We start from the raw sequence: 23237 nt of genomic DNA, 5'->3' as shown, positions 1-23237 counted from the left end.
GCATAGGTTTGGTCGCTAACGCCGGGGGCATTTCGGCATGAAAATTGGTTTGAGTGATGTGGAGGGCCGTGTGCTGCACGGTCTGGTTGAAGAGTGTTCGGGTGACGTTGTCGTCAGATTGGATGCAAATGGGTTTATTGTATTTGCGTCGGAAAATGTGGTTCATTTGGGCCATGATTTATCATCAATGCTGGTTATGCCGCACATATCCGATCTGGCGGAGGGCGAGCACGGTTCTGCGCTGGGAGCATTCGTCGAGCAGGTGACGGCGGGTAGTACTTCGCAAGGCTGGTTTGAATTTCCGGTTGTCGTTGCCGATCCAGCATACGAATTTGGCGCGATTGATTGCCGGCGATGGTACGCCTTGAGCATCCGCCGGATCGATGATGAGCATGGTCAGGTCCAAGGTGCGCTCGGGCTCATCCGCTCCGTTCAGTATAAACGTGCGGTAGAAGGTGAACTGCATAGCCGCGCCGTTACCGATCCGCTTACCGGCCTTTTGAACCGACACGCCTTTTGCGAGAATTTGCGCCGCCGCCTCGCGAGAGGCGGAACCGAGAACGTGGTGATCTTTGCGGTCGACCGGATGCGCTCGTTGATCATGCAATACGGCCAGCGGACCGCAGACGAGATCATGTGGGGCTTTGCCAAGTTCATAGAGGCGATGGCACTTCCAGGTTATGAAATCGCACAATTCGACAATGAACGGCTCGCTGTAATTGTGCCGGAAATGACGGCGACATCCACCCGCCTTTGGGCAGAAGATGTCCTCAAGACGTTCGGTGAACTTGCTCTGCCTGCCTCGTCGCGCTCGCCGAAACTGACAGCTAGCGCAGGCCTTGCTCGTCTAGAATGCACCGTCGATTGGACGTTGCGGCAAGCTGAGTTGGCATTGGTGATGGCGCGGGCTGGCGGTGGCAGGCAAGTTGGCGAATGTGGATACCACGGGGGTGTTAGTTATCCGGGCGCCAGCAATGACAGCGCATGCATTCACAACGCGGTTGGAGTTGCAGTCTCCTCGCGCTAGGCCTGCCGGCCATGGCTCTTACTGCAACGATTCTGTTACTCGGCTCAGGCGAATTGGGCCGTGAGTTTGTGATTTCTGCGAAACGGCTAGGCGCGCGTGTGATCGCATGCGATGCCTATGACGATGCACCTGCCATGCAGATGGCCGACGGACGCGAGGTCTTCTCCATGCTTGATGGTGAGGCTCTGCGTGCAGCAGCTCTCAAACATAAGCCGGATTACATAGTGCCCGAGGTTGAGGCCATCCGAACAGAAGTGCTCGCCGATCTTGAAGGCGAGGGCTTCAACGTGGTCCCTTCCGCTCGAGCTACACAGCTTACAATGAATCGCGATGCAATCCGCGACCTTGCCGCGCAAGAATTGGGTCTGGTGACCTCTCGCTATCGCTATGCAGAAAGTTTTGAAGAGGTCTGCATCGGAGCCGAATATGCGGGTTTTCCCTGTGTGATCAAACCGGTGATGTCATCCTCTGGCAAAGGCCAAAGTAAAATTGATGATCCGGATGGTTTGGAAGCCGCGTGGAACTATGCGGTTGCTAATATGCGCGGCGATCGGCCGCGAGTAATCGTAGAGGAATTCATTGCCTTCGATTACGAAATAGCTGTCCTTACAGTCCGGCACAAAGCGGGGATCAGCTTTTGTCCTCCAATCGGCCACCGGCAAGAACGGGGCGATTATCAGGAAAGCTGGCAGCCCGCAGCGATGAGCAATGATGCCTTGTCGAAAGCTCAGCAAATGGCGACGACGGTAGTTGAGGCATTGCAAGGTAATGGCCGCGGCTGGGGCCTTTACGGAGTTGAATTCTTCGTGCGCGGTGAAGATGTCATCTTCTCGGAATTGTCACCCCGTCCGCATGATACCGGCATGGTGACTTTAATTTCGCAGGAACTGTCTGAATTCGACCTGCATGCGCGCGCGATCATGGGGCTTCCTGTTGAGCCTGCAATTCTGGCAAAGCCTGGTGCCTCCGCGGTTGTTCTGGCCGACCGAGATAGCACAGATTTTGGGTTTGAGGGTGTTGCCGAGGCTCTCGAAGTGGATGCCGATGTCGACATTCGAATTTTCGGCAAACCCATCACACGGCCCTTTCGGCGGATGGGTGTCGCGCTGGCTTTAGGAGACAACACCGACGAGGCACGAAGCCTCGCCGGTGAAGCGGCCAAGCGGATCAAGATCAGCTATTCAAACTGAGTTATGGACCGGTTGAGATCAGCCGTCGGTGGACGTGCGATCTTCTTCGCTGATCGCCATACGTGCAGCATCGCGCGCCTCTGCTTGAGCGATGACGAAATCGCGATCCTGCTGGAAACTGGCCTCTGCATTGGTCACGCAGCTGCGGTAGTCCCGAATCTCATGGATATCGCGCAATGTGGGATGCACGCCGCAAACTTCGCGTACCGCAGATTTTAGTTCGGCATCCAATGCTCTTTGGCCTTCTTTGCTGGCGAGGTTATAGGCGCCGGTCTGAACTTCTATGCTGGTCTGCGCATTCGATTGAGCGGCCAAGGGGGCTGCATTGAGTGCAGCAAAACCAATTGCGACGGCGGTTAGGGTCTTACGATTGAACATGTCAGGATACTCTCTCTCTCAAACTTGAACGGGGTTTTGTTTCGGCGGTGCAAGAAGACTGTCGGGCCAGCTTTTTCAGGGGGGAGGGTGATGCCGACCCGACGTTGAGCAGTTCGAGGGTGTTCAACATTTGGTTACTCTGCGCTGTAATAATTGTGCGCTCTGGTGGTTGCCGTCCCACTTTTCAGCGCATTGCCATATGTCAATTTCCTGACTAATCGCCGCTACCATGAGTAAATTTCCAAAGAGCGCAGCAATGATGCAGCGCGGCACTGAATTCCTAGGCTGCGAGACTGCAATCCTTTGCGGTGCGATGAGCTGGGTTTCCGAACGTAACCTTGTATCGGCGATTTCCAACGCTGGCGGATTTGGCGTGATCGCCTGCGGTGCGATGACGCCAGAACTGCTCGATGGAGAAATCGCGGCGACCAGGGCGATGACGGACAAGCCGTTCGGTGTGAACCTGATCACCATGCACCCGCAATTGTTTGACTTGATCGCCGTCTGCAAAAAGCACGGCGTCACGCATGTTGTTCTTGCCGGTGGGATCCCGCCCAAAGGAAGCGTCGAAGCGATCAAGGAATTTGGCGCCAAGGTCATTGTTTTTGCGCCGACGCTTGCGCTTGCGAAAAAACTACTTCGGTCGGGCGGAGACGCTTTGGTGATCGAAGGAATGGAAGCTGGTGGCCATATCGGCCCAGTATCCACCAGCGTGCTGGCACAGGAATTTTTGCCGGAGCTGGCTGATGATCACGTGGTGTTTGTGGCGGGCGGTATTGGCCGCGGCGAAGCCATCGCAAGCTATCTTGAAATGGGCGCTTGCGGGGTTCAGCTCGGCACACGGTTCGCCTGTGCATCCGAAAGCATCGCGCATGCGGATTTTAAGAAAGCATTTTTCCGAGCCAAGGCTCGCGATGCCGAAGCCAGCGTTCAGGTTGATCCGCGACTGCCGGTGATCCCTGTGCGTGCGCTAAAGAACAAGGGCACAGAAGAATTCACAGCAAAACAGATCGAAGTGGCCGGTCTGCTGGACCGCGAAGAGGTCAATATGGGCGAGGCGCAGCTGCAGATCGAACATTATTGGGCAGGCGCACTGCGCCGCGCGGTGATTGACGGTGATATCGAGAACGGTTCTTTGATGGCCGGACAAAGCGTTGGTATGGTCAAAGCAGAAGAGCCAGCCGCTGATATTATCGCCCAACTGATGCAGCAATGTGAAGCGGCCTTGATTGGTCGGTAAGATGGCCGATCCGCTGATCCTGACGCTGAGTTGCGAAGATCGTCCCGGTATCACGGCACGCGTAACCGGGTTTCTATTTGAGCGCGGATGCAACATCGTTGACGCGCAGCAGTTTTGCGACCGGACCGGCGCAGTCTCGGTTGATCGGTTCTTTATGCGCGTCGCTTTTGATCCGATCGGTACTGGTCCAGACACCCTTCGCGCAGCCTTTTCAAAGTTCGCTGCTGACTATGCGATGGATTGGACGATTGTATCGCAAGATCGGCCCCGTCGGACAATCATCATGGTCAGCAAATTCGACCATTGCCTTGTCGATTTGCTCTATCGCTGGCGTACGGGCGAGCTGAATATCGATCCGGTTGCGATAATTTCCAACCATCCACGCGAAGCGACGACCGATATCGACCTTGCTGGTATCCCGTATCATCACCTGCCTGTTTCGAAAGACACAAAGGCGGATCAGGAGGCACAGGTCCGCCAGATCGCTAGTGAAGCCGATGCCGAGTTGGTCGTGCTGGCCCGCTACATGCAGATTTTCTCCGATGAGCAATCCGCGCATTTTTCAGGGCGCTGCATCAATATCCACCACAGCTTCCTGCCCGGCTTCAAGGGTGCGCGGCCATACCATCAGGCACACGAGCGCGGGGTCAAAATTATCGGTGCAACGGCTCATTTCGTGACCGCTGATCTGGATGAAGGGCCGATCATCCATCAGGACGTCGAACGCATCACTCACGCCGACAGCGCGGCAGACCTTGTATGCAAAGGGCGCGATATCGAGCGACGGGTGCTGGCCGAAGCAGTACGCCTTTTTGTCGAAGAACGTGTGCTTATGAATGGCGGCCGGACGGTGATTTTCAGAGCATAAGGCGGGGATAGTGATGATTGTCGAACGATTGGATCACGTGAACATAATCACCGACCGGCTATTCGAAACTGCACGTTTCTACGCCGACTTGCTTGATCTTGAAGAGCGCGATGGACCGCCGCACATGCGCCCAGATCAGGTGCGCTGGATGTACGACCAGAATGGCATCGCCATCCTGCATCTCAATTCGGTCGATTTCCCGCGTCAATATGACCGGGAAGTTGATCCCGGTGCAGAAACTGGCGCGATCCATCATGTCGCTTTGCGATGTGCCGATTTTGACGAAGTGAAATCGCGGCTCGATGCGCGCAGGGCGAATTACAAGATCAACGAGGTACCATCGGCAGGGCTGAAGCAGATATTCACCTCTGACCCGAACAACGTGCTGCTCGAACTGAATTTTTCCAGCGCGTAACCGGCGGCTTCAACGCCTTGCAACATCCCCTGGCTGTTCCATCACTTTGTCCTGATTAGCACGGAAGATAACATATTCACGGATAGCCTGAATCTCCTCTTTGCTGAGCGAGTCAGCGAAAGAAACCATTCCGTTATCCTTTAGGATACCGCCATGCACGACAGCTTCCCACGCTCCTGCATTGCCAAGTGAACCAGCACGGCGCAGATCAGGTAACACAGTTGAGCCTACCGCTGCAGGCGCATGGCATACGGTGCAATAGCGCGCGTATTTCTCGGCTCCGAGTGCAATCGTTTCTGCGCTCGCGCGGCTTGGTGGTGGGTCAAGCGGTAGCTTGGCGAGTTCCATTTCTGCAGGCAATTCGCCATCAGCACCCAGCTTGAATACAAGCAGCCGTGAGACATTGCGGACAGGTGCTTTTGCATCCAAAAGCTCACCATCTACTGTGATCGCATAGGCGCCGCCCCAACCAGCCAGAACAGCCACATATTGCTCGCCATCGACTGTGTAGGTGATCGGCGGTGCAACGACACCGGTTTGCGCGCCAAAGCTCCAAAGTTTTTCGCCTGAATTTGCCGAATATGCATTGAACTCGCTTCCAGCTGTGCCTTGGAACACCAGGCCGCCAGCTGTCGCGAGCAAGCCGCCGTTCCAAGGACCGGGATGCTCGACTGTCCATTTCGCTTCCTGAGCTACCGGATCCCAAGCAACCAGCATGCCGCGCAGCGTTCCTGCGACTTCGCGTCGGATGCCCAAATCAGGAGGCAGATCGCCTGCGCCAAGGTCGAAACCAACGTTGAAACCGCGCGCGCGGTCCGGCTTCCAGTTTTCTTCAGGAGCGTAAACCATCCCGGCTTCGAACGCGGGAATGTAGACAAGGTTTTCATCAGGGTGATACGCCATCGGATGCCAGTTGTGGCCGCCCAGTGCGCCCGGCGTAACAATCGCAGGCTGACCTGTCTTGTCGATCCGCGTTTCGGGGTTTTCGATTGGACGCCCGTCTTCGCCTATGCCGGTCGCCCAGTTTACCGCTACATAAGGTTCGCCGCTTATGAATTCTCCTGTCGCCCGGTCGATCACGTAGAAGAAGCCGTTTTTCGGGGCCTGCATCAGAACCTGACGCTCTTCTCCATCGATTTCCATATCAGCCAAGATGATGTGCTGGGTCGCGGTGTAATCCCACGTTTCGCCCGGTGTGGTCTGATAATGCCAGACATATTCGCCGGTGCTCGGACGGATCGCGACTATGCTCGATAGGTAGAGATTGTCGCCTTCGCCTGTGCCATCTTCGCCCGGAGACCGGTATGCGCGGTTCCAAGGAGACCCATTACCAACACCGATATACAGCAAGTCGAGATCGGGATCGTAAGCCATTGAATCCCACACCGTACCGCCGCCGCCAATGGCGTCGTTTCCGGCGAGAACTTCGGTGTTCCAAGTTTCGGCTGCGTCTTGCATATATTGCGGGCTTTCACCGCCCTCATTGCCATCGGGCACGGTGTAAAAGCGCCATAGCTCGCTGCCGTCATTCACATCATAGGCAGCAATGTAACCGCGCACGCCAAATTCAGCGCCGCCATTGCCGATGATTACTTTGCCGTCGATGACCCGCGGGGCGCCGGTCACTGTGTAACTTTGGCTTTGGTCAACAGTCACTGTTTCCCATTTCACATCGCCGCTGTCGCGATCCAGCGCGACCAGACGGCCATCTAACGTGCCGAGAAACAGGCTGTCGCCGTAAGCAGCCAATCCGCGATTTACAGTGTCGCAGCAGGCTTTGACGGCGGTTTCACCCGGAACTTTCGGATCGTAATCCCACAGCGGTTCGCCAGTGGCTGCATTGAAGGCTTTCACCTTGCTCCATGCGGTTGTGACATAGAGCTTTCCATCCATCACAAGCGGGGTCGCTTCCTGACCGCGTGCGGTGTCCATATCGGAGAACCATGCCAAACCCAGCTCACCGACATTTTCAGCGTTGATTTCATCAAGCGGGGAAAACCGTTGCTCGGAATAGTTCCGGCCATGCGTGATCCAGTTGGCATGATCGCTATCCGCACCAACCAACATTGCGCTTGTAATGCCGCCTCCTGTTTCCGCCTCGAACATTTCGTTGCAAGCGGTCACCGACAGGGCGCCAAGCGCCAGCACGGGCAAGGCCCATTTCCTCATCGACATTTGGTAGTTCTCCCTCTCGTAGAGCATGTTGCCGCGTCAATCGTCACTTGTCCATCGGTAAGCCTGCGGCCTATTGAAGGCTGGAAACACAAACTGCAGGAGCGATCACCATGTGCGATGAGGCGAAACTTAAGGACTGGGCGAAAGAAGCAATTAGTCGCCGGCAGTTTGGGGCGCTTGCGGGGGCTGCCGCTGTCGCGGCCTGTGCGCCAACATCTGGCGGTGAGGGTGAAGAACAGCCAAGCGGCCTATCCATGTTCAGTGACGAGGTATCCTTCGCGACAGAAGATGGCACCATGGACGGGTTTCTTGTCTATCCCGAGCAAGGCGAAGAATACCCCGCAATTATCATGTGGCCAGACATTGCCGGAGTGCGGCAATCCAAACTCGAAATGGCCATGCGCCTCGCGAGCGAGGGGTATGCCGTGCTCGTAGTGAACCCCTATTACCGCGATGTAGCGGGTGAACAGTTTGCTGATTTTGCAAGTTTCATTGAGGCTGAGGGCTTCTCCAAAGTTGGCCCATGGCGTGAGAAGCTCACTGCCGAAGCAATTCAGCGTGATGCGCAAAGCATTGTCACATGGCTCGATGCCCAACCTCAGGTCGACACATCGCGAGGAATTGGCACGCAAGGCTATTGCATGGGCGGGCCATTTACAGTGTGGAGCGCGGCTGCCGCGCCTAGTCGGGTCAAAGCCGCTGCAAGCTTTCACGGCGGCGGGCTAGTGCGCGGTGATGATCCGTTGAGCCCGCACAACACCCTTGGCTCGGCAACCGCAGCATTCCTTATTGCGGTCGCTCAGGATGACGATGCAGAGGCGCCAGAGGTGAAGACTGACTTTGCGAATGCCGCTGCGGCTGCTGACCGTCAGGCCAAGGTAGAAGTGTATGCTGGCGATCACGGGTGGACCGTTCCGGACAGCCCCGCATACGCTGAACCAGCCGCAGAAAAGGCCTATGCCGACCTGCTGACGCTATATTCGGCGAATTTGTAACCCGGTGACCTCGCGGCGTTAAACAGCCGCACGGTCCTTGGCGCGATCATTGCTCCGGCCAAAACGGCCGAACTTGCGGTAGCGTGTCATCCATTTGTCGAGGAACGCACCAAGCGGGCGTGGCTCGATACCAAGATCAGCGAAGGTCTTATGCTCGCCTGAAACTGTGCTGCCCGGTTTAAGTAGGGTCCATTGGTCCTTACTCATCGGGGTGCCCGGAAGGCTTGCAAAGATTGACGAAATACCATCCGGCATCGCGATAAAGCGGCGGCTGCGTCCCTGTGCTTCAGCAATCCGCTCATTGATCTGCATCATCGAAAGCTGTTCTGGCCCACCCAGTTCGAAAATTTGACCGCCGTGTTTTGTGGGGTTTTCCAAAGCGACGGCGATTGCTTCTGCAACATCATCGGCAAACACCAGCTGCAGTTTGGCGTCGGGACCGAACACCGGAAGCACCGGCATCATTTCGATCATTTGGCCGAACATGTTGAGGAAATTGTCGTCTTTGCCGAAGACAATCGACGGGCGCATGATTGTCGCTTCGGGAAAGGCTTCAAGTACAGCCGTTTCGCCCTGCGCTTTCCCACGGGCATAGGCTGCGCTCGATTGGGCGTCTGGGCCAATTGCACTGACATGAACGAAACCGGCCACACCGGCGCCTTTGGCAAGCCGAGCCATCGTGCCCGGCGCTTCACCCATCAGTTCTTCCAGATCACCGGAAAACGCACCAACAAGGTTCACGACGTAGTCGGCTCCGTGCAGGGCCGCTGCGACGTTTTCTTCTTTTGTGATATCGCAGCGTGCAAATTGCAGTTGGCCCAGATTAGCCAGAGGCTGCAAAGAGTGCGCTTTCTCCGGATTGCGGCTGGCAATGCGCAAGCGTGCGCCACGCTCCAAAAGGCTTTGCGCGACATAGTTGCCAATATAACCGCCGCCACCAAAAACAGTGACGAGCTTTTCGGAGAGAGGCGAAGTGTTGGTCATGATCGTGTGATCCCGTGCGTTCATGCAATTCGTGTCGGGGTGCCAATGCTTCAACGCGGCGCGTTGGGCAAGCGTTCCCGCGCTCTGAATCGCAATTTCTGTTATACGAATGACGTTGACAGAGCTGCGCGCGGATAGCTATTGGCGCGCTCCTACCCAGCGGCCTGCCCTAGACGACTCGCCGCTCCGGTGCCCAGATGGCGGAATTGGTAGACGCGCGTGCTTCAGGTGCACGTATTCGCAAGGATGTGGAGGTTCGAGTCCTCTTCTGGCACCATTTACTCATTCATCTCTGATCGCTACGGTTGTAAAAAGCCCAGAAATTGCAAAGAAGTGACCGTTTTTAATCGCGATTGTTCGCCAGCGTTTGCCTGCAATCGCATGCCAAGCCAATAGGGACACATTTGGACGGCCAATGAAAGTGGGGGCCATATTGCTTTAACCGATAGAGCGATACGTAATCTAGACTCGGTGCAAAGCCAAGGCCGATACATGATGAGCGCGGCCATTAATTTGAATTCTTAGTGGCTCAGCAGTGTTTTTGCATCAATTCGGTCCATTTTTTACCTGCGGTTGTATCTCGGCGAGTTAGCGACGGGCCCAAGTCGATCAGAATTTCGCAGGAGAAATCTGCGCCGTGCCAAGCTGCTTCTCCAACAATCTCGACAAATGTTCCTGGTCGCAACACCCTTTGGCCGCGCCTGAGGAATGTGTCGGGCCATCGGTCGTTCGCGCTGACGATTTCGATGAGGGTTCGCGCCGCCGGTCCATCTGTCGTCTCGAATAGCGTAGCACCCAATTCCACTAGGAGAGCATCTTGTGTTCCGCTTTGGAGGAAGAGGGCTGTATAACGCCTGGCGGCCTCGGCCTCATCTCCCGCCGCAATGGCAAGGCGAAGCATCGTTTCTTGCGCGGCAGGGTCGCGCCAGCCGCGTCGAGCGGCGATCTGGATGGTAAGGAGTCCCGCTTCGGACTGGCCTGCTGAGAATTTGGCCTGCGCTAGCAGTCTGAGGGGTTCAGCCGGTATCGGACGGCGCTCGACCAACAATTCAGCTTCTTTCACAGCCAGTTCCGAAGGTCCGGATTGCAGCGCGCGTGCGGCCAATTGAGCCTGCGCAAATCCACGTGCAGGCTTCGGGACAAATTCTGCCAATGTGGGTGTCGCTGCAGACTGGCGATCTAGCTGTACCGCAGTAGTGACCGCGCCGATCAGCAAGATGGCCGCATACCAGATCATCTTACCGATCATGTTCATTCTCACCGCGGCGGGTTCCGATGCGCGCCAGTAGAAGGAATGCAAAGCTTGCCAGAGCCAGCATGGATTGGTTGCGCAAGGGGTAGTCAGTTATCGATTGAAGGGCGATGGCTAGCAGAATTGCTCCTCCAGCCCATGCGGCCCAGCGCCGCTCGGAATTGCGAGCGCGCCATGCAAGCCAGGCAATCATTATCAGCCACGCCGCGATCAGGATGATCCCCGTTGCTCCGGCTTCGATCGCGACCTCTAGATAGTCGTTATGAGCGCGTCCGGCGCGCCGCTCGGTCACGTTTTCTAACGACTCGTCCGTCTGAAAAACTTCGTCGAACGTGCCCATGCCCGTTCCCGCCGGCCAGTAGCGAGAAGCGGAATAAGTCGCATCCTTCCAGATATAGGCGCGTGCATCGCTTTGGGCCTGAAACCGCTCCATAGTATCGGCGACCCTGCCCGGGGCCATGCTTAAAGTTGTGGCAGCGGCAGCGATACACAGTGCAATTGCTCCAAACGTCACAAAGCGAACAGACGGCGATTTTCTGGTCTGGCCGTTGGTGCTGCTGCGAAAGACCAATACTGAGCGAAGCATGGCCATCGCGATTGGTATCATAGCCAACACTAGGGCGGTGCGAGATCGGGTCAGCACAATCGCGACAAGGAACAGCAAGCAGAGAGCCAGACGGACAGGAAGCACGGCGGCATGCTTCTTTGGTGAGGGCAGGATCGCGGCAAGCGTAAATGCAGCCACTAGAAACAGTCCCGTGGAGTTTCGATTGGCAAACAACCCGTAGAGTACATCATCTGGTCCAGGCTCGGGGTAGATCGGGAGGGCCGACACTCCGGCCAAAACTTGTGGAATGCCGATCAGAACATTGACCAAGCCGATCGCGACGATCAGCCAGCCTAGCATCAGCAACTGGCGGCGTTTCAATGACCAACCGACCATCAATATGGCAAGCGGGACGATGATGCCGGTTAGTGCGACTGTCGTACGAATTGGGTCAACGCTGAGAGGAACCCAGCCGCTGTGACCGGTTAGCGCAAACGATTGCTGCACCAGCTCGCGGCCGGGCAAAGAAGTCCAAACGCTCTCCGGAAGTGGGATGAGTTGAGCAAGAGGAAGAAGAGCTGAAAGAGCGATCAAGACCCGTAAAGATGCAGGTGCAGTTTTCCAAAATGCAAAGATTGCAGGGCAATGGAACGCCGCAAATGCGAGAGCCGTCAACTGGACTGTGAGGTTCGCTATGCCATAGCGCACGCCGCCTCCGCCCATCACGGCTGCAATGCAAATGATTGCGGCAATCGCAATCAGGGCTGATTGCTTGGACAGAGCAGAATTAGTCAATCGAGAGGCGCCAATCCTTGGGGCTGATCAGCCTTGCCGGACACAATGCCGAGGTTTCAGGTCCCGCGGGATTGATCCGGGCTATTGTCAGCAGTGCCGGAAAGGAGCGTGATAATCGCAGTGCCAGCGAGGATTCCTGCGACGACAGCCAAGACGTCACCGAGAGCGAAAGAAATCTCTTCATCATCATAGACAGCGCCGAAAATTGCGCCTGCCGATGATGCTTCGGCACCGTAGACGGTGCCATTGTCGCCGGCACGCGTGTTGGCGTGCGCCGCAACCGGCAGAAAGGCCATGCTTACGGTTGCAACCGTAAGGGTCAAACGAGATGCGGTTTTGATCATCGTAAACGTCTTTCTTGCGATAACTAAAATCACATTAGGGCAATACACAGAAGAACTCAACGCAAGCCTAAGGAGGCAGAAAACAACAGAGGTTCTTTGTCATGAGGTTCAAAGTGATGTTTGCCGCGATTCAGTCAGCGGGGCAATTCCTGCAGAGATGGACTGAATCTTTTGAGACGCATATGCGGAAGTTCAACGACGCGCTTCGTTAAAGCGATCACGCCGGCCGGATCGGCGTTAAGGAGAGGATCGGGTTTCCAATGACCGGAATTGCTGCAGTCTTTGCAGACGGTCTTCTATCGGTGCGGATGCAATCGATGACAGATGTCCTGTCCCGCAATCCGCACGATGCGCGCGACCAATGGTCCAATGGGAAAATGGGGCTTTCAGCTTGCACCCTTTTCACAACTGCTGAAGCCAAAGATGCCAATCAACCGCATTGCTCCGAAGATGGCCAGCGAGCGTTGGTGTTCGACGGTTTCCTGACCAATTGCGCAGAACTGCGCCGAGAATTGCTTGATCGAGGTGCCAGCTTAAGAAACCGCTCAGATGAAGAACTGGTCCTGCGATCCTATGAAGAATGGGGAGACGATTGTGCTCTAAGGACCGAAGGCGAATTTGCGTTTGTGATTGCGGACTGTCGCCGTCAGACTTTGTTCTGTGCCCGCGACCATCAGGGTCTGCGCCCGCTATTCTATTGTCAAAACGGCGAGGCTCTTATTGCGGCCTCTAGCATCGCCGCAGTTTTGGCTGGGCTCGATCGCCAGCCTGACTTCGATTATGACTACTTGGCCGAGGCAATGGTAGGCGAAACGTATTCGGTAGACAGGACGCCTTGGAAAGGGGTGAAGCGGCTGAATGCATCGCATTGTCTCATAACCTCCCCGGGGCAAATAGAGGTCCGTCGGTACTACAGCCTGCCGTCACAGCCGATCAGGCATTATCGCTCTGATGAGGAATATATCGAGGCATACCGCGATGTGCTCCGCGATGCGATCCGCCGAACATCACGCACTCATTTACCACTTGCGATCGAAGTCAGCGGGGGCCTCGATTCATCGGCAATCTATGCCTTAGCCCACGATATGATGGGTACGCTGCCTGCACCCGAAATCAGAGCCTATACCCTACGCGGTGAGGCGGGCGCTGAATCTGATGAGATCGCCTTTGCCCGGTCTGTGACGGATTTCACAGATAGCGATCTGACTGAAAGTGAGTTGTTCCGGCCTGACCTCGACTGGTTTGATGCCGAAGGCAAACGTGAGCGTGATCTACCAACCTACACCAACGCTTCGCACTCCATCTTGATGGAGCAAGCAATGGCAAAAGACGGGGCGAGAGTTACGCTGAATGGGCAGGGCGGTGATCAATGGCTGGATGGTAGTTTCGGATATTATCATCAAACAATCCAATCGCGTCAGGTTCGGCGATTTCTCAAGAATCTGCGCCGCGACATAGCCACCTATGGCACGCGTTCTTCGGTAGGGTTTGCGCTGCGCAAAATGATCTTGGCGGCTCTTCCTAAACCGGTTCGCTTGGCATTAAAGCGATCTCGTTCTGACTACGGCAGCCTGATGGTAGATCCGGTCCAATACCTTGATGCGGAGTATGCCGCTTCTGTCCGCTCGACCAAGACCAGTTATTTGGCAGCGCTGCCTTTTGACGAAATTGCTAACGCCAATGCGCGGACGCTGGATGCGAAGCTAAACCAAAGATCATTCGATCTTATGGCGCGTCAGAGAGCGCGGCTTGGCCTTGAGGGCAGAAGCCCGATGTGCACCCGTCAGTTTATCGAGTTTGCAGCTTCGGTGCCCGAAGACGTGAAGTTTCGAAACGGGCAAACCAAGTGGCTACACAGGGAAGCGATGAGAGGATTTATGCCTGATGCTGTGGTGGACCGGCCAGACAAGGCATCTTTTCCAGAGGCGAAGCATGATCAGGCTATACTGAGGATGTGTCAGACAGAAATGTCTGGTGTCCTCGCGCCGCTGGTTAATTCTGAACAGTTCAGCGCGTTTAACACGTTACGGATAGAACACGATTTTGACGATATCTGGGACTGGCCGTATTGGGGCTGTTATCTTGTTACAAGTTTTTTGCAGAATTCCAATGAACGATAGACTACGTTGCACAGTAGAATAACTGAGCTGGCAAAGGTTTTAACCATGACAAAAAAGCGCACATATTCCTCGCCAAAACTGAATGCCTATGGCTCGGTCCGCAATCTGACCGGCGGAAGCGTCAGCACGCTTTCAAATGACTCGGGCGGCAGCATGGTTGGCGGCGTAGACATGATGATGTAAATCTCTCACCTGTTCAATCCGGACAGTAGTTTGCCCGTAGCGACATAGATTTTGAGAGTGGGTGAGTCTTTATGTCGGATAGTCTTGCCGAACATGTCCACTACCTTGGTTTAGCCAACCGCAGCGATCTTTACCGCTCAGCGATTTCAGATTGCATTGCACCTGATGATACCGTTGCCGATCTGGGCTGCGGGGTCGGAGTGCTCGGCATTTTTTGCCTTGAGGTGGGGGCCAGCCACGTTTGGGGCATAGACAGCAGCGACGCGATCTATTTGGCGCAAGAGACCGTGCGTAAAGCGGGGCTAGACAAACACTATACCTGTATCGCCAGCAGCACATTTCGCGCAGAACTGGCCGAGCCCGTCGATGCGCTGATCTGTGATCATATCGGCTATTTCGGGATCGATTACGGTATCATCGACATGGTCCGCGATGCAGCAAAGCGCATGCTCAAACCCGGCGGCGCGATCATGCCGGACAAACTGGTTTTGCAAATTGCGGGTGTGTCATCGGATGCTTGCCATGAAAAGGCAGCGGCTTGGTCTGATGATATCGTTCCGAAAGTGTTTCATTGGATTGATGAGCAGGCGCGAAATACGAAATACCCACATGAGTTTGCTCCGGGAGAATTGTGCAGTGCGCCGGTTGAGCTGGGCCAGATAACTCTGAACGCTGACACGCCAGAATACTTTTCTTTCGAAGCTGAGATAGAGATTACCTCGTCAGGCCGCTTCGATGGTTTGGCGGGATGGTTCAAGTCGCATCTTGGTAATGATGTCTGGATGACGAATTCGCCTCTGGACCCGAACGGCATCAAGCGTTCTCAGGCATTTTTCCCCATTGCCCGACCTTTCGATGTGCAGAGAGGTGATCGCATTTCAGTTACGATCAGAGCGAGGCCTGAGGGCAACTTCTTGGCGTGGGATATCACACCGCGCGGCGGCCCAACGCAAAAGCAATCGAACTGGGCGACCACTATTTTGGCCGAGGCTGATCGTGCGACACTGGACGGGCCGCTTCGTTTGAATGACAACGCACAGGCAAGCCAGTACATATTATCGCTGGTCGATGGCCAGCGCACTGCGGCGCAAATTGAAGAAACCGTAATGCGCGACCGCCCTGATTTGATGCCTAGTCAGCAGGGCACCCGCAATCTGGTAAGAGACATTCTAAAACGTTGCGCCGTTTCATGACCCATTTGACGATGGGGCAGCCTCGCAAGCAAGCACAATTGGCCACCAGTCCTTACGATCGCTGGATTTCGCCGAATGGTGATTGTGTTTGCGAGTTTCATCGCACGAGCGGCGGTTTCAAACTTAGATTTCCTGACGAAGCCGATTTTGAAATTGATGGGGAGACTGGGGCAGTCGCGGCCGTTCCCGTTTCAGAGGGCAGCGAAAATCTTGTTCAAAAGCTGTTCGACAATTCAATCGTTCCGCTTCTAGGCAATCATAATGGCGGCGTGTTCCTCCACGGGAGCGGCGTTCGAACACCGTCAGGCGCGATTGCCTTTCTCGGCCATTCACGTAGCGGGAAAACGACACTTGCCGGTGCCTTTGCAAAATCGGGCTATCCGTTCATGGCTGAGGATGTCGTGGAACTGGACCAAAGGGCAAATGGCTACCGCCTATTGCCAAACAGTGCGGGCCTTCGCCTTTTCAAAGATAGTGCCGAATATTTGTTAGGTAGCGACGTCGGTTTCTCTGACGTCGACGGCAAGCAGCGCATTGACGCTGCGGATCATCTTCCGTTCGCCGATCAGCCGCACAATCTGTGTGCGATGTTTATGCTGGGCGCAGACCATGAAGCCGCGCTTGCGCTTGAACCATTGTCTTCGTCCGCTGCATTGCAAGGATTGATGCAGCACGGCTTCATCCTAGATGTCGAAGACCGTCAGCGCCTGGAATCACATTTCAATCGTATAGGCGAGTTGGTTGAAGCAATACCGACATTCAGTTTGGACTATCCGCGAGATTATTCGACTTTGCCTAACGTAATCAGCGCGATATTTAACGTCTCGCAAGGACTGGCCCCGCATGAAACTAACTGATCGATACTCTGCATCCGAAGATGTCGTTGCCCGCGAGGTTAGCGGCGAGACAGTCCTGCTTGATCTCAAGAGCGGGCAGTATTTTGGGCTCGATTCTGTAGGCGGGCGCATTTGGTCCTTGCTGAGCGAGAAGTCTCGCAGCTTGACGGAAATGTGTGACGTCATCGAAGAGGAATTTGACGCATCGCGTGATCTGATTGAACGGGATATGCTTGCTCTTCTTAACGACCTTAAAGAGCGAGAATTGGTTGCTCTAAAGTCTGCTTGAGGGCGACTGCTAGAATTTTCCTGTCACATCGGTGACCTCGTTGTACGAGACTTCCAGCACCCTGTCAGCAAGAGCGAGGCTCGCAGGGCGGTGCGTAATCAAGATAACGGTGCGATCTCTAAGGGCGTCAATACAGTCCTCTACAAAGGCTGCTTCGCTATCCAGATCATACATGCTGGTGGCTTCATCGAGAATATAGATCGGCGGATCGCGATAGAGCGCACGCGCCAAGGCAATCCTCTGTCCTTGCCCGCCTGAAAGGCGAACGCCGTGATCACCAATTTCCGTCTCAAGACCTTTGGGCAGATCGGCGATGAAATTTTCTGCCTGGGAGAGTTTCACGGCGCGAGACATCGCATCCGTTGCTTGGTCGCCAGATATGCTTGGCTGTCCAAAGGCGATGTTGCGCGCGATGGTGCCATTGAACAACATTGGCCTCTGAGGGACGTAACCAAATTGGCGGCGCAAATCCTGAATCTGGATTTCGGTGATGTCTGTCCCGTCGAGCATGATCCGGCCACCATCCGCACGGTAGTACCTGAGCAGCAGCTTCACGAGGGTCGACTTACCAACGCCATTGTCTCCCATAAGAGCGACGATTTCGCCCGGTTTTATCGATAAGTTGAGCCCATTGAGCACCTGAGGTCGCGCTGGGTAAGAAAACTGAACATTCTCGAAGATGATGCCCCCCGCAGCGCGATCCAGCTTTGATCCGCTGTTGTGGCCAGGCTCAGGCTCCAATTCGAGGACCGCCTCAAGGCGTGAAAGCGTTCCCCGTGCCACCTGATAGCTGCCGTATATATCGGCTAGGCCGCCCACGGGCCGTGTCAGCAACGCTGCGTATAAGAGAAATGCAAATAGCTCGCCCGGTGTCCGGTCTCCGGTTGCAAGCGCGTCACTGCCGATGATGAGTACAGCGATGGCAGCAAGTGCCGCGATCAGAGCTACAATCGGGCCAATGAAAGCTCTTATCCGAGCCTGACGGAATGATATCTTTTGCGAAGTTTTGACCGCCTTTGAATAGGCGCCGCGGTGATATCTTTCTGTGGCAAATGCCTTGATTGCGGAAACCATCCCGAGGTCACTTTCCGCAGTCGCAAAAACAGACACCTCGGCTTTTCTCGCCTGCTGCGCGATCACTCTCAGATTCCGCCCGACAAGCTTCATCACGATGAAGAATAGCGGCACAAGGATAGGCACCAGAATTGCCACAGTCGGATCGATGAGAAACAGAAGGACGACTGCTCCGGCTGCAGTCAGCATCATCGAAGGAACGTTTGTAAGTGTGGTGGCAAGAAAGCCGCTCAAACCGCCGACTTCTGACGTCATGAGCGCCAACACGTCACCGCTCTTGCGCCTGTCATGAAACGCCATCGGCATCAGATTAACGTGGTTGTAGACTTCTTCTCGAAGCTGCACGAGAATTCTGAGCGAGGCCGCGGACGAGACTATCGATGAGGTGATGTTCAGCACTGTCATGCTGACAAGGGCGGAGACCAGCAGCCCTAGAGTTACTTTCAGGTCCTGTTGAAAGCCGCCGACCACGCCGCCCAACAACTGACCGGCAAGCCATGGGATTGCTAGTGTCACAAGCGAGCTTGCAATCGACAGACTGCTGATCAGTATCAGTTCGCCGCGAAACTGTTTCGCGCGTTGCCAAAGAAATGCGAGCTTCATCGCCTACTGCCCAGCAACATTCTTACTGTGCCGTCAAGAAAGCGCCTTAAGTGCAGAGCCGGGAGTGGCCAAGATGCAGAACCGGGATAGCGGCTTTGCATGAACCGGCGGCTTGGTAGTGTGTGCTCGGTTAAGACTGCTAGTTTTAGCGACATACCCGCCGCAGCTTCCAGGTCGTCGGTAAGTCTCCGGAGCGGGCTTGCCTCGTTGTAATGGGTTGAGACCGAGTTCGCAGATTGTGCGCTGCTCGTGAGCTCACGAATGACAGTCCGCGGAATTTCAGTATCCAATGCCCTTTGTGCAAAGTTGATCCCTGATAGTACTGATTGTGCCGCGCCCCACCGCGCCGCAATACGCGTAAGCGCCTGCCAGTCTGCCGCCGAAAATCGGAGCGCAAGACTATGCAGATCGACTGCCCAGATCAGCCTATCCCCTTCGAAAAGCTTTTCGCCCTCGATCAAGTAACCAAATGCTTCGTGCGCGGTGCGATTGATGCAAGTTTGGACAAAGGTATCAATCAGGCCTGTCCCCATCGCGTTGGGAGAAAGCGAAGGGAGCGCAATCGCGCGTTGGCGCGGGTGGTCGCACGCAATGCCGCCCGAAATTGCCATGCTCGAACTGGGCGCCCAGTGCAGATCGATTTGATGGGAAAAGCCTGCGGGTGAGTGAAACACCCAGTCTTCTTGGAGGACGCGGCGATCGGCCCCGGGGTCGAAACCGCATTGTCGGAAAACCTCGCGGACCTCGTCTCGTTTGTCGCTCTCAATCAAAAGATCCGTATCGCCGCGGCGGCGAAGCGCCGGTTCGGGATAGATTGAATAGGCGAGAGCGGTGCCTTTCATAACCAGCGAGGTGATATCCGCTTGATGCAAACTCTCGATCAATCGGGCAACTGCAACAATGTGGTCAGCTTCCCAAAGCGCCTGAAGCCGAGCTTCGTCTTGCAAAGTATCAGCCAGGTCCTTGGGCCAGCCGGTCAAGGGCGGCGCACTTTGAGCAAGAAGCAGTGCAATACCGTGATATTCAAGGCGCTGCTTTGCCGCCGAAGATTGCGTGTCCAGCCCAACCGGCCACGCGGGTGCGGTTTGGCCATTCAGAACGCAGCGTATGCACCCTGCAAAGTACCGATCTATAGCTTCGACTTGCGTCATCATGTGAAGGGTGGCTGCTCATTCCCGAAGCGGAGCACCCGATTATGATGAACTCGGCGCGGTTTGGCCAGTGCTGCACGGCTGTGGGCGGCGCTCCGTAAGGCAGGCGATAGGCATTGACCGCCACTTACCCTGCTGCAATGCAATCCAGCATAGGCTTACGATCAATTCTGGGGACGAAGTAGAATGACAGCGGCCCGCAAAGGCATCATTCTGGCAGGTGGGTCAGGCACGCGCCTTTATCCGCTCACGCGCGGTGTCTCAAAGCAGTTGATGCCAATCTATGACAAGCCGATGATCTATTATCCGCTCAGCACGCTGATGCTCGCGGGTATTCAGGACATCTTGATCATAACCACCCCTGAAGATGCTGACCAATTCCAGCGGGTTTTGGGCGATGGTTCCGATTTCGGGGTGGCTCTTAGCTATGCCGTTCAGCCCGACCCCGAAGGTCTTGCCCAGGCGTTTCATATCGGTGCAGATTTTGTTGCTGACGGGCCAAGCGCGCTAATTCTGGGCGACAACATTTTTTACGGGCACGGTCTGCCGGATTTGTTGCAGAACGCTGATACGAAAGAGAGCGGCGCGAGTGTATTCGCCTACCGGGTCACCAATCCCGAAAGCTTTGGGGTGGTGGACTTTGATGGAAAGGGCAATGCAAGGTCGATTGAGGAAAAGCCCAAATCGCCCAAGTCGAACTACGCCGTCACCGGGCTCTATTTCTATGATGAGACAGTTGTGGAACGAGCGCGTAGCCTAAAGCCCTCTCCGCGCGGCGAGTTAGAAATTACAGATCTCAACCGTCTGTATCTCGATGACAGCGCGCTCTCGGTAGAAATCATGGGGCGAGGGTTCGCTTGGTTGGATACCGGCACACATTCTTCGCTTTTGGACGCTGCGACTTATGTTCGTATCACCGAAGAGCGTCAGGGCCTTAAAATCGCCTGCCCCGAAGAGATCGCTTGGCGCCAGAATTTCATCAACGATGCCGAACTTGCGCGGATTGCAGAACCACTGCGTAAGTCAGGTTACGGTGAATACCTGCTCGCCCTTTTGGAAAATCCGACACTACCATGAAGCTGGTGCCTTGCGACATTCCCGGACCGATGATTATCGAGCCGCGCGTTTTTGGCGATGAGCGCGGCTTTTTCATGGAGACATGGAACGAGAGCCATTTTCGCGATGCCGGTTTTGATCTGACATTTGTTCAGGACAACCATTCTCGCTCGCAAAAAGGTGTGCTGCGAGGGCTGCATTTCCAGAACCCCGATCCGCAAGGAAAATTGGTCCGTGTGACAAGCGGGGCAGTGTTCGACGTTGTGGTCGATCTGCGGCAATCTTCGGCCCATTTCGGCAAGTGGACGGGTGTCGAGCTTTCAGCGGCAAATAAGCGGCAGCTATGGGTGCCTGAAGGGTTCGCACATGGTTTCCTGACCCTCGAAGACGACACTGACTTCTTGTACAAATGCACCGCTCCCTATGCGCCTCAGGCTGAGCATACTTTGGCTTGGGATGATCCGGCGGTTGGTGTCGCATGGCCGCTCGATGGCTTGAAGCCGATCATCTCGGACAAGGATCGTGGCGGACAAGCACTCGGCAACATCGCGGCTTTCACATGAAGGTCCTGATCACCGGAGCCAAGGGGCAATTGGGCGGCGCGTTGAGGCGTACGGCTCCTGATAGTACCCTGATCACCGCTCTTGATGCCGAACAGTGCGATCTGACTGATAGCGGGGCGCTGCGCGAGAAAGTGGCTTCGGAAAATCCCGATATATTGATCAATGCTGCCGCTTATACGGCGGTAGACAAGGCTGAGAGCGAAGAGGAGCTGGCCCGGTCTATCAATGCCGATGCCGTTGGCGTGATGGCCAATGCCTTGGACCAATCCGGCGGCAAACTTGTCCATGTTTCGACGGATTTCGTGTTCGATGGAACATCGCCGCTCGCCTACCAACCGGAAGATCAAAAAGCGCCCGTTTCCGCTTACGGCCGGACAAAAGCCGAGGGCGAAGGCCATCTTCGCGCAGGCGACCTTTTGGTGCGGACCGCATGGGTTTATGAAGCAGGCGGCGCAAACTTTGTCCGGACCATGATACGTTTGATGAAGGAGAGAGATGAACTGAATGTTGTCGTCGATCAGATCGGCGCGCCTACGCTCGCGACCGGGCTGGCCCAGACAATCTGGGCTTTGGTTGGGCGAGGGGCAGAGGGTACATATCACCACAGCGATGCCGGAGTTGCCAGCTGGTATGATTTTGCGGTCGCAATATCCGAAGAAGCGCTTGCTTTGGGATTGATTGATACGAAACCGCGCATCCGCCCGATTGCTACTGAAGAGTACCCAACACCGGCGCAGCGTCCGGCTTTTTCGTTGCTTGATTGCAGCAAGACACGCATGGTTTTGGCGGACGAGCCCGTCCATTGGCGGGAGAATCTTCGCAGGATGCTGAAAGAGGAAAAGGCCCTTGGCTAACTTGCTTGTTACCGGCGGTGCCGGCTTTATCGGCGGCAACTTTGTCCATTATTGGAATGCGAACCATCCCGATGACACGGTCATCGTTCTCGATGCGCTGACCTATGCTGGGAATCGATCAACTCTCGACGGCGCGCCGTCATGTGAACTGGTCGAAGGCGATATTCGCGATACCGCGTTGGTAGAGAAGCTGCTGCACGAGCGTAAGTGCGATACGATCGTTCATTTTGCAGCGGAAAGCCATGTTGATCGATCCATTACTGGACCGGACGAGTTTATCGACACCAACATACTCGGCACCAACAGTTTGCTCAAAGCGGCGCGTGCCGTGTGGCTGGACGGCGCGGGCAAAGATCACCGGTTTCACCACATCTCTACCGATGAGGTTTTCGGATCGCTTGGTCCGAATGATCCAGCATTCAGCGAAATGACGCCATATGCGCCAAATTCTCCCTATTCCGCATCAAAGGCAGCCTCCGATCACCTGGTTCGCGCTTACCATCACACGTTTGGGCTCAATGTTACGACCAGCAATTGCTCCAACAATTACGGCCCCTATCAGTATCCGGAAAAACTAATCCCTCTGTTCTTTCTCAATGCACTTTCTGGCAGGCCACTGCCGATTTATGGTGATGGGATGAACGTGCGCGACTGGCTTCACGTCGAAGACCATTGCCGCGGGATCGAGGCGTGTTTGAAAGATGGACAGCCCGGCGAAACTTACAATATCGGTGGCGGAGCGGAGCTTCCCAATATGGCAGTGATTGATGCCATCTGCCGCGAGGTTGATCTCGCATTTGAGGAAGTGGAAGGGCTCGACGCTCGCTATCCGGATGCGCCAGCCGCAAAAGGTGGAAAGAGCGACAGTCTGAAGGCATTCGTTACCGATAGAGCCGGACATGATCGGCGCTATGCGATCGATGAGACCAAGGCTCGGGCCGAGCTTGGCTATTCTGCCCGGCATGGTTTCGATGCAGGTTTACGGCAAACCTTGCGTTGGTATCTCGATCATGAAGACTGGTGGAGACCGCTCCTAGCGCGCTAGAGTGATCCCGATCGGCCAACCCGATCCAATCGTGTATGCCGATCCAGCATTGAACCTGAA

Annotated in this window: 23 protein-coding genes and 1 tRNA gene; 16 read left to right on the top strand and 8 right to left on the bottom strand. The window is 55.4% G+C overall.

The window, feature by feature from the left end; all coding sequences use genetic code 11:
- Nucleotides 1–37 precede the first annotated feature (37 nt).
- Both KCG46_RS01805 and purT read left to right on the top strand, forming a co-directional pair.
- Nucleotides 38–1027, top strand: coding sequence for a sensor domain-containing diguanylate cyclase (locus tag KCG46_RS01805; protein ID WP_218403638.1), 990 nt, complete (start codon nucleotides 38–40; stop codon nucleotides 1025–1027).
- Between the two features lie 11 nt (nucleotides 1028–1038).
- Entirely contained in the window at nucleotides 1039–2217 is a 1179-nt protein-coding gene (purT, locus tag KCG46_RS01800; protein WP_218403637.1) for a formate-dependent phosphoribosylglycinamide formyltransferase, read from the top strand.
- An 18-nt stretch (nucleotides 2218–2235) separates the two neighbouring features.
- Here the strand turns inward: purT and KCG46_RS01795 are convergent, their stop codons facing one another.
- A complete protein-coding gene (locus tag KCG46_RS01795; protein ID WP_218403636.1) occupies nucleotides 2236–2595 on the bottom strand; it encodes a UrcA family protein in 360 nt (119 codons plus the stop codon).
- A gap of 229 nt (nucleotides 2596–2824) precedes the next feature.
- On the opposite strand from KCG46_RS01795, the gene KCG46_RS01790 reads away from it, so the two are divergent.
- Genes KCG46_RS01790 through KCG46_RS01780 form a run of 3 tightly spaced genes read left to right on the top strand, consistent with a single transcriptional unit; the run spans nucleotide 2825 to nucleotide 5118 of the window.
- Nucleotides 2825–3835: an NAD(P)H-dependent flavin oxidoreductase gene (locus KCG46_RS01790; protein WP_218403635.1), complete on the top strand. Its 1011-nt coding sequence runs from the start codon at nucleotides 2825–2827 to the stop codon at nucleotides 3833–3835.
- 1 nt (nucleotide 3836) lies between these two features.
- Nucleotides 3837–4703, top strand: a complete 867-nt coding sequence (purU, locus tag KCG46_RS01785) for a formyltetrahydrofolate deformylase (protein ID WP_218403634.1) — start codon at nucleotides 3837–3839, stop codon at nucleotides 4701–4703.
- 13 nt (nucleotides 4704–4716) lie between these two features.
- Nucleotides 4717–5118 (top strand): VOC family protein, encoded by a 402-nt coding sequence (locus tag KCG46_RS01780; protein ID WP_218405243.1) that lies wholly within the window; start codon nucleotides 4717–4719, stop codon nucleotides 5116–5118.
- A 9-nt stretch (nucleotides 5119–5127) separates the two neighbouring features.
- On the opposite strand, the gene KCG46_RS01775 is transcribed toward KCG46_RS01780, so the two are convergent.
- The gene (locus tag KCG46_RS01775; RefSeq protein WP_218405242.1) at nucleotides 5128–7287 is read right to left on the bottom strand and encodes a PQQ-dependent dehydrogenase, methanol/ethanol family; all 2160 of its coding nucleotides are present in this window, start codon (nucleotides 7285–7287) and stop codon (nucleotides 5128–5130) included.
- A 116-nt stretch (nucleotides 7288–7403) separates the two neighbouring features.
- On the opposite strand from KCG46_RS01775, the gene KCG46_RS01770 reads away from it, so the two are divergent.
- Nucleotides 7404–8288, top strand: a complete 885-nt coding sequence (locus KCG46_RS01770; RefSeq protein WP_218403633.1) for a dienelactone hydrolase family protein — start codon at nucleotides 7404–7406, stop codon at nucleotides 8286–8288.
- 18 nt (nucleotides 8289–8306) lie between these two features.
- On the opposite strand, the gene KCG46_RS01765 is transcribed toward KCG46_RS01770, so the two are convergent.
- Nucleotides 8307–9296, bottom strand: a complete 990-nt coding sequence (locus KCG46_RS01765; RefSeq protein ID WP_439648804.1) for a complex I NDUFA9 subunit family protein — start codon at nucleotides 9294–9296, stop codon at nucleotides 8307–8309.
- A 167-nt stretch (nucleotides 9297–9463) separates the two neighbouring features.
- On the opposite strand from KCG46_RS01765, the gene KCG46_RS01760 reads away from it, so the two are divergent.
- Nucleotides 9464–9549: transfer RNA gene (locus tag KCG46_RS01760), tRNA-Leu, on the top strand.
- Nucleotides 9550–9801: 252 nt separating this feature from the next.
- Here the strand turns inward: KCG46_RS01760 and KCG46_RS01755 are convergent.
- The 3 genes from KCG46_RS01755 to KCG46_RS01745 are packed head-to-tail and all read right to left on the bottom strand — an operon-like array spanning nucleotide 9802 to nucleotide 12210.
- Nucleotides 9802–10521 (bottom strand): tetratricopeptide repeat protein, encoded by a 720-nt coding sequence (locus KCG46_RS01755; RefSeq protein ID WP_218403632.1) that lies wholly within the window; start codon nucleotides 10519–10521, stop codon nucleotides 9802–9804.
- Nucleotides 10511–11866 carry an O-antigen ligase family protein gene (locus tag KCG46_RS01750; protein WP_218403631.1) on the bottom strand — a complete coding sequence of 452 codons (1356 nt, stop codon included), beginning with the start codon at nucleotides 11864–11866 and terminating at the stop codon, nucleotides 10511–10513. The genes KCG46_RS01755 and KCG46_RS01750 overlap by 11 nt, the downstream gene beginning before the upstream one ends.
- A gap of 56 nt (nucleotides 11867–11922) precedes the next feature.
- Complete coding sequence (locus KCG46_RS01745; protein WP_218403630.1) at nucleotides 11923–12210, bottom strand: hypothetical protein; 288 nt, start codon at nucleotides 12208–12210, stop codon at nucleotides 11923–11925.
- 260 nt (nucleotides 12211–12470) lie between these two features.
- Here KCG46_RS01745 and KCG46_RS01740 point away from each other — a divergent pair, with 260 nt between their 5' ends.
- The 5 genes from KCG46_RS01740 to KCG46_RS01720 all read left to right on the top strand — a co-directional run bounded on the left by KCG46_RS01740 (nucleotide 12471) and on the right by KCG46_RS01720 (nucleotide 16831).
- Nucleotides 12471–14330, top strand: a complete 1860-nt coding sequence (locus KCG46_RS01740; RefSeq protein ID WP_218403629.1) for an asparagine synthetase B family protein — start codon at nucleotides 12471–12473, stop codon at nucleotides 14328–14330.
- 45 nt (nucleotides 14331–14375) lie between these two features.
- On the top strand, nucleotides 14376–14513 hold the full coding sequence (locus KCG46_RS01735) for a lasso RiPP family leader peptide-containing protein (protein ID WP_218403628.1): 138 nt from the start codon (nucleotides 14376–14378) through the stop codon (nucleotides 14511–14513).
- A 71-nt stretch (nucleotides 14514–14584) separates the two neighbouring features.
- Nucleotides 14585–15706: a 50S ribosomal protein L11 methyltransferase gene (locus KCG46_RS01730; RefSeq protein WP_218403627.1), complete on the top strand. Its 1122-nt coding sequence runs from the start codon at nucleotides 14585–14587 to the stop codon at nucleotides 15704–15706.
- Nucleotides 15703–16563 (top strand): phosphoenolpyruvate carboxykinase (ATP), encoded by an 861-nt coding sequence (locus KCG46_RS01725; RefSeq protein WP_218403626.1) that lies wholly within the window; start codon nucleotides 15703–15705, stop codon nucleotides 16561–16563. The genes KCG46_RS01730 and KCG46_RS01725 overlap by 4 nt, the downstream gene beginning before the upstream one ends.
- Nucleotides 16550–16831, top strand: coding sequence for a PqqD family protein (locus KCG46_RS01720; RefSeq protein WP_218403625.1), 282 nt, complete (start codon nucleotides 16550–16552; stop codon nucleotides 16829–16831). Before KCG46_RS01725 ends, KCG46_RS01720 begins: the two co-directional genes overlap by 14 nt.
- A 9-nt stretch (nucleotides 16832–16840) precedes the next feature.
- Here the strand turns inward: KCG46_RS01720 and KCG46_RS01715 are convergent, their stop codons facing one another.
- Nucleotides 16841–18508, bottom strand: coding sequence for an ABC transporter ATP-binding protein (locus KCG46_RS01715; RefSeq protein ID WP_218403624.1), 1668 nt, complete (start codon nucleotides 18506–18508; stop codon nucleotides 16841–16843).
- On the bottom strand, nucleotides 18505–19662 hold the full coding sequence (locus KCG46_RS01710) for a nucleotidyltransferase family protein (RefSeq protein ID WP_218403623.1): 1158 nt from the start codon (nucleotides 19660–19662) through the stop codon (nucleotides 18505–18507). The genes KCG46_RS01715 and KCG46_RS01710 overlap by 4 nt, the downstream gene beginning before the upstream one ends.
- Nucleotides 19663–19845: 183 nt before the next feature.
- Between KCG46_RS01710 and rfbA the strand changes: the two genes are divergently transcribed.
- The 4 genes from rfbA to rfbB are packed head-to-tail and all read left to right on the top strand — an operon-like array spanning nucleotide 19846 to nucleotide 23177.
- Nucleotides 19846–20736 carry a glucose-1-phosphate thymidylyltransferase RfbA gene (rfbA, locus tag KCG46_RS01705; RefSeq protein WP_218403622.1) on the top strand — a complete coding sequence of 297 codons (891 nt, stop codon included), beginning with the start codon at nucleotides 19846–19848 and terminating at the stop codon, nucleotides 20734–20736.
- The gene (gene rfbC, locus KCG46_RS01700; RefSeq protein WP_218403621.1) at nucleotides 20733–21278 is read left to right on the top strand and encodes a dTDP-4-dehydrorhamnose 3,5-epimerase; all 546 of its coding nucleotides are present in this window, start codon (nucleotides 20733–20735) and stop codon (nucleotides 21276–21278) included. The genes rfbA and rfbC overlap by 4 nt, the downstream gene beginning before the upstream one ends.
- The gene (gene rfbD / locus KCG46_RS01695) at nucleotides 21275–22132 is read left to right on the top strand and encodes a dTDP-4-dehydrorhamnose reductase (RefSeq protein WP_218403620.1); all 858 of its coding nucleotides are present in this window, start codon (nucleotides 21275–21277) and stop codon (nucleotides 22130–22132) included. The genes rfbC and rfbD overlap by 4 nt, the downstream gene beginning before the upstream one ends.
- Nucleotides 22125–23177, top strand: a complete 1053-nt coding sequence (gene rfbB, locus KCG46_RS01690; RefSeq protein ID WP_218403619.1) for a dTDP-glucose 4,6-dehydratase — start codon at nucleotides 22125–22127, stop codon at nucleotides 23175–23177. Before rfbD ends, rfbB begins: the two co-directional genes overlap by 8 nt.
- Nucleotides 23178–23237 lie beyond the last annotated feature (60 nt).

It is taken from the genome of Erythrobacter crassostreae, from assembly GCF_019204045.1.
Lineage (GTDB): Bacteria > Pseudomonadota > Alphaproteobacteria > Sphingomonadales > Sphingomonadaceae > Erythrobacter > Erythrobacter crassostreae.
The sequence above is the reverse complement of the archived record's forward strand: the minus strand, read 5'-3'. Positions and strand labels throughout refer to the sequence as shown.

Coding starts and splice junctions, on each gene's coding strand:
- KCG46_RS01775 (WP_218405242.1), bottom strand. CDS start 7,287: ATGAGGAAATGGGCCTTGCCCGTGCTGGCGCTTGGCGCCCTGTCGGTG.
- KCG46_RS01735 (WP_218403628.1), top strand. CDS start 14,376: ATGACAAAAAAGCGCACATATTCCTCGCCAAAACTGAATGCCTATGGC.
- KCG46_RS01790 (WP_218403635.1), top strand. CDS start 2,825: ATGAGTAAATTTCCAAAGAGCGCAGCAATGATGCAGCGCGGCACTGAA.
- KCG46_RS01730 (WP_218403627.1), top strand. CDS start 14,585: ATGTCGGATAGTCTTGCCGAACATGTCCACTACCTTGGTTTAGCCAAC.
- KCG46_RS01795 (WP_218403636.1), bottom strand. CDS start 2,595: ATGTTCAATCGTAAGACCCTAACCGCCGTCGCAATTGGTTTTGCTGCA.
- rfbD (WP_218403620.1), top strand. CDS start 21,275: ATGAAGGTCCTGATCACCGGAGCCAAGGGGCAATTGGGCGGCGCGTTG.
- KCG46_RS01770 (WP_218403633.1), top strand. CDS start 7,404: ATGTGCGATGAGGCGAAACTTAAGGACTGGGCGAAAGAAGCAATTAGT.
- purU (WP_218403634.1), top strand. CDS start 3,837: ATGGCCGATCCGCTGATCCTGACGCTGAGTTGCGAAGATCGTCCCGGT.
- KCG46_RS01725 (WP_218403626.1), top strand. CDS start 15,703: ATGACCCATTTGACGATGGGGCAGCCTCGCAAGCAAGCACAATTGGCC.
- KCG46_RS01755 (WP_218403632.1), bottom strand. CDS start 10,521: ATGATCGGTAAGATGATCTGGTATGCGGCCATCTTGCTGATCGGCGCG.
- KCG46_RS01765 (WP_439648804.1), bottom strand. CDS start 9,296: ATGAACGCACGGGATCACACGATCATGACCAACACTTCGCCTCTCTCC.
- KCG46_RS01720 (WP_218403625.1), top strand. CDS start 16,550: ATGAAACTAACTGATCGATACTCTGCATCCGAAGATGTCGTTGCCCGC.
- KCG46_RS01710 (WP_218403623.1), bottom strand. CDS start 19,662: ATGATGACGCAAGTCGAAGCTATAGATCGGTACTTTGCAGGGTGCATA.
- KCG46_RS01780 (WP_218405243.1), top strand. CDS start 4,717: ATGATTGTCGAACGATTGGATCACGTGAACATAATCACCGACCGGCTA.
- purT (WP_218403637.1), top strand. CDS start 1,039: ATGGCTCTTACTGCAACGATTCTGTTACTCGGCTCAGGCGAATTGGGC.
- KCG46_RS01745 (WP_218403630.1), bottom strand. CDS start 12,210: ATGATCAAAACCGCATCTCGTTTGACCCTTACGGTTGCAACCGTAAGC.
- KCG46_RS01740 (WP_218403629.1), top strand. CDS start 12,471: ATGACCGGAATTGCTGCAGTCTTTGCAGACGGTCTTCTATCGGTGCGG.
- KCG46_RS01715 (WP_218403624.1), bottom strand. CDS start 18,508: ATGAAGCTCGCATTTCTTTGGCAACGCGCGAAACAGTTTCGCGGCGAA.
- KCG46_RS01805 (WP_218403638.1), top strand. CDS start 38: ATGAAAATTGGTTTGAGTGATGTGGAGGGCCGTGTGCTGCACGGTCTG.
- rfbC (WP_218403621.1), top strand. CDS start 20,733: ATGAAGCTGGTGCCTTGCGACATTCCCGGACCGATGATTATCGAGCCG.
- rfbA (WP_218403622.1), top strand. CDS start 19,846: ATGACAGCGGCCCGCAAAGGCATCATTCTGGCAGGTGGGTCAGGCACG.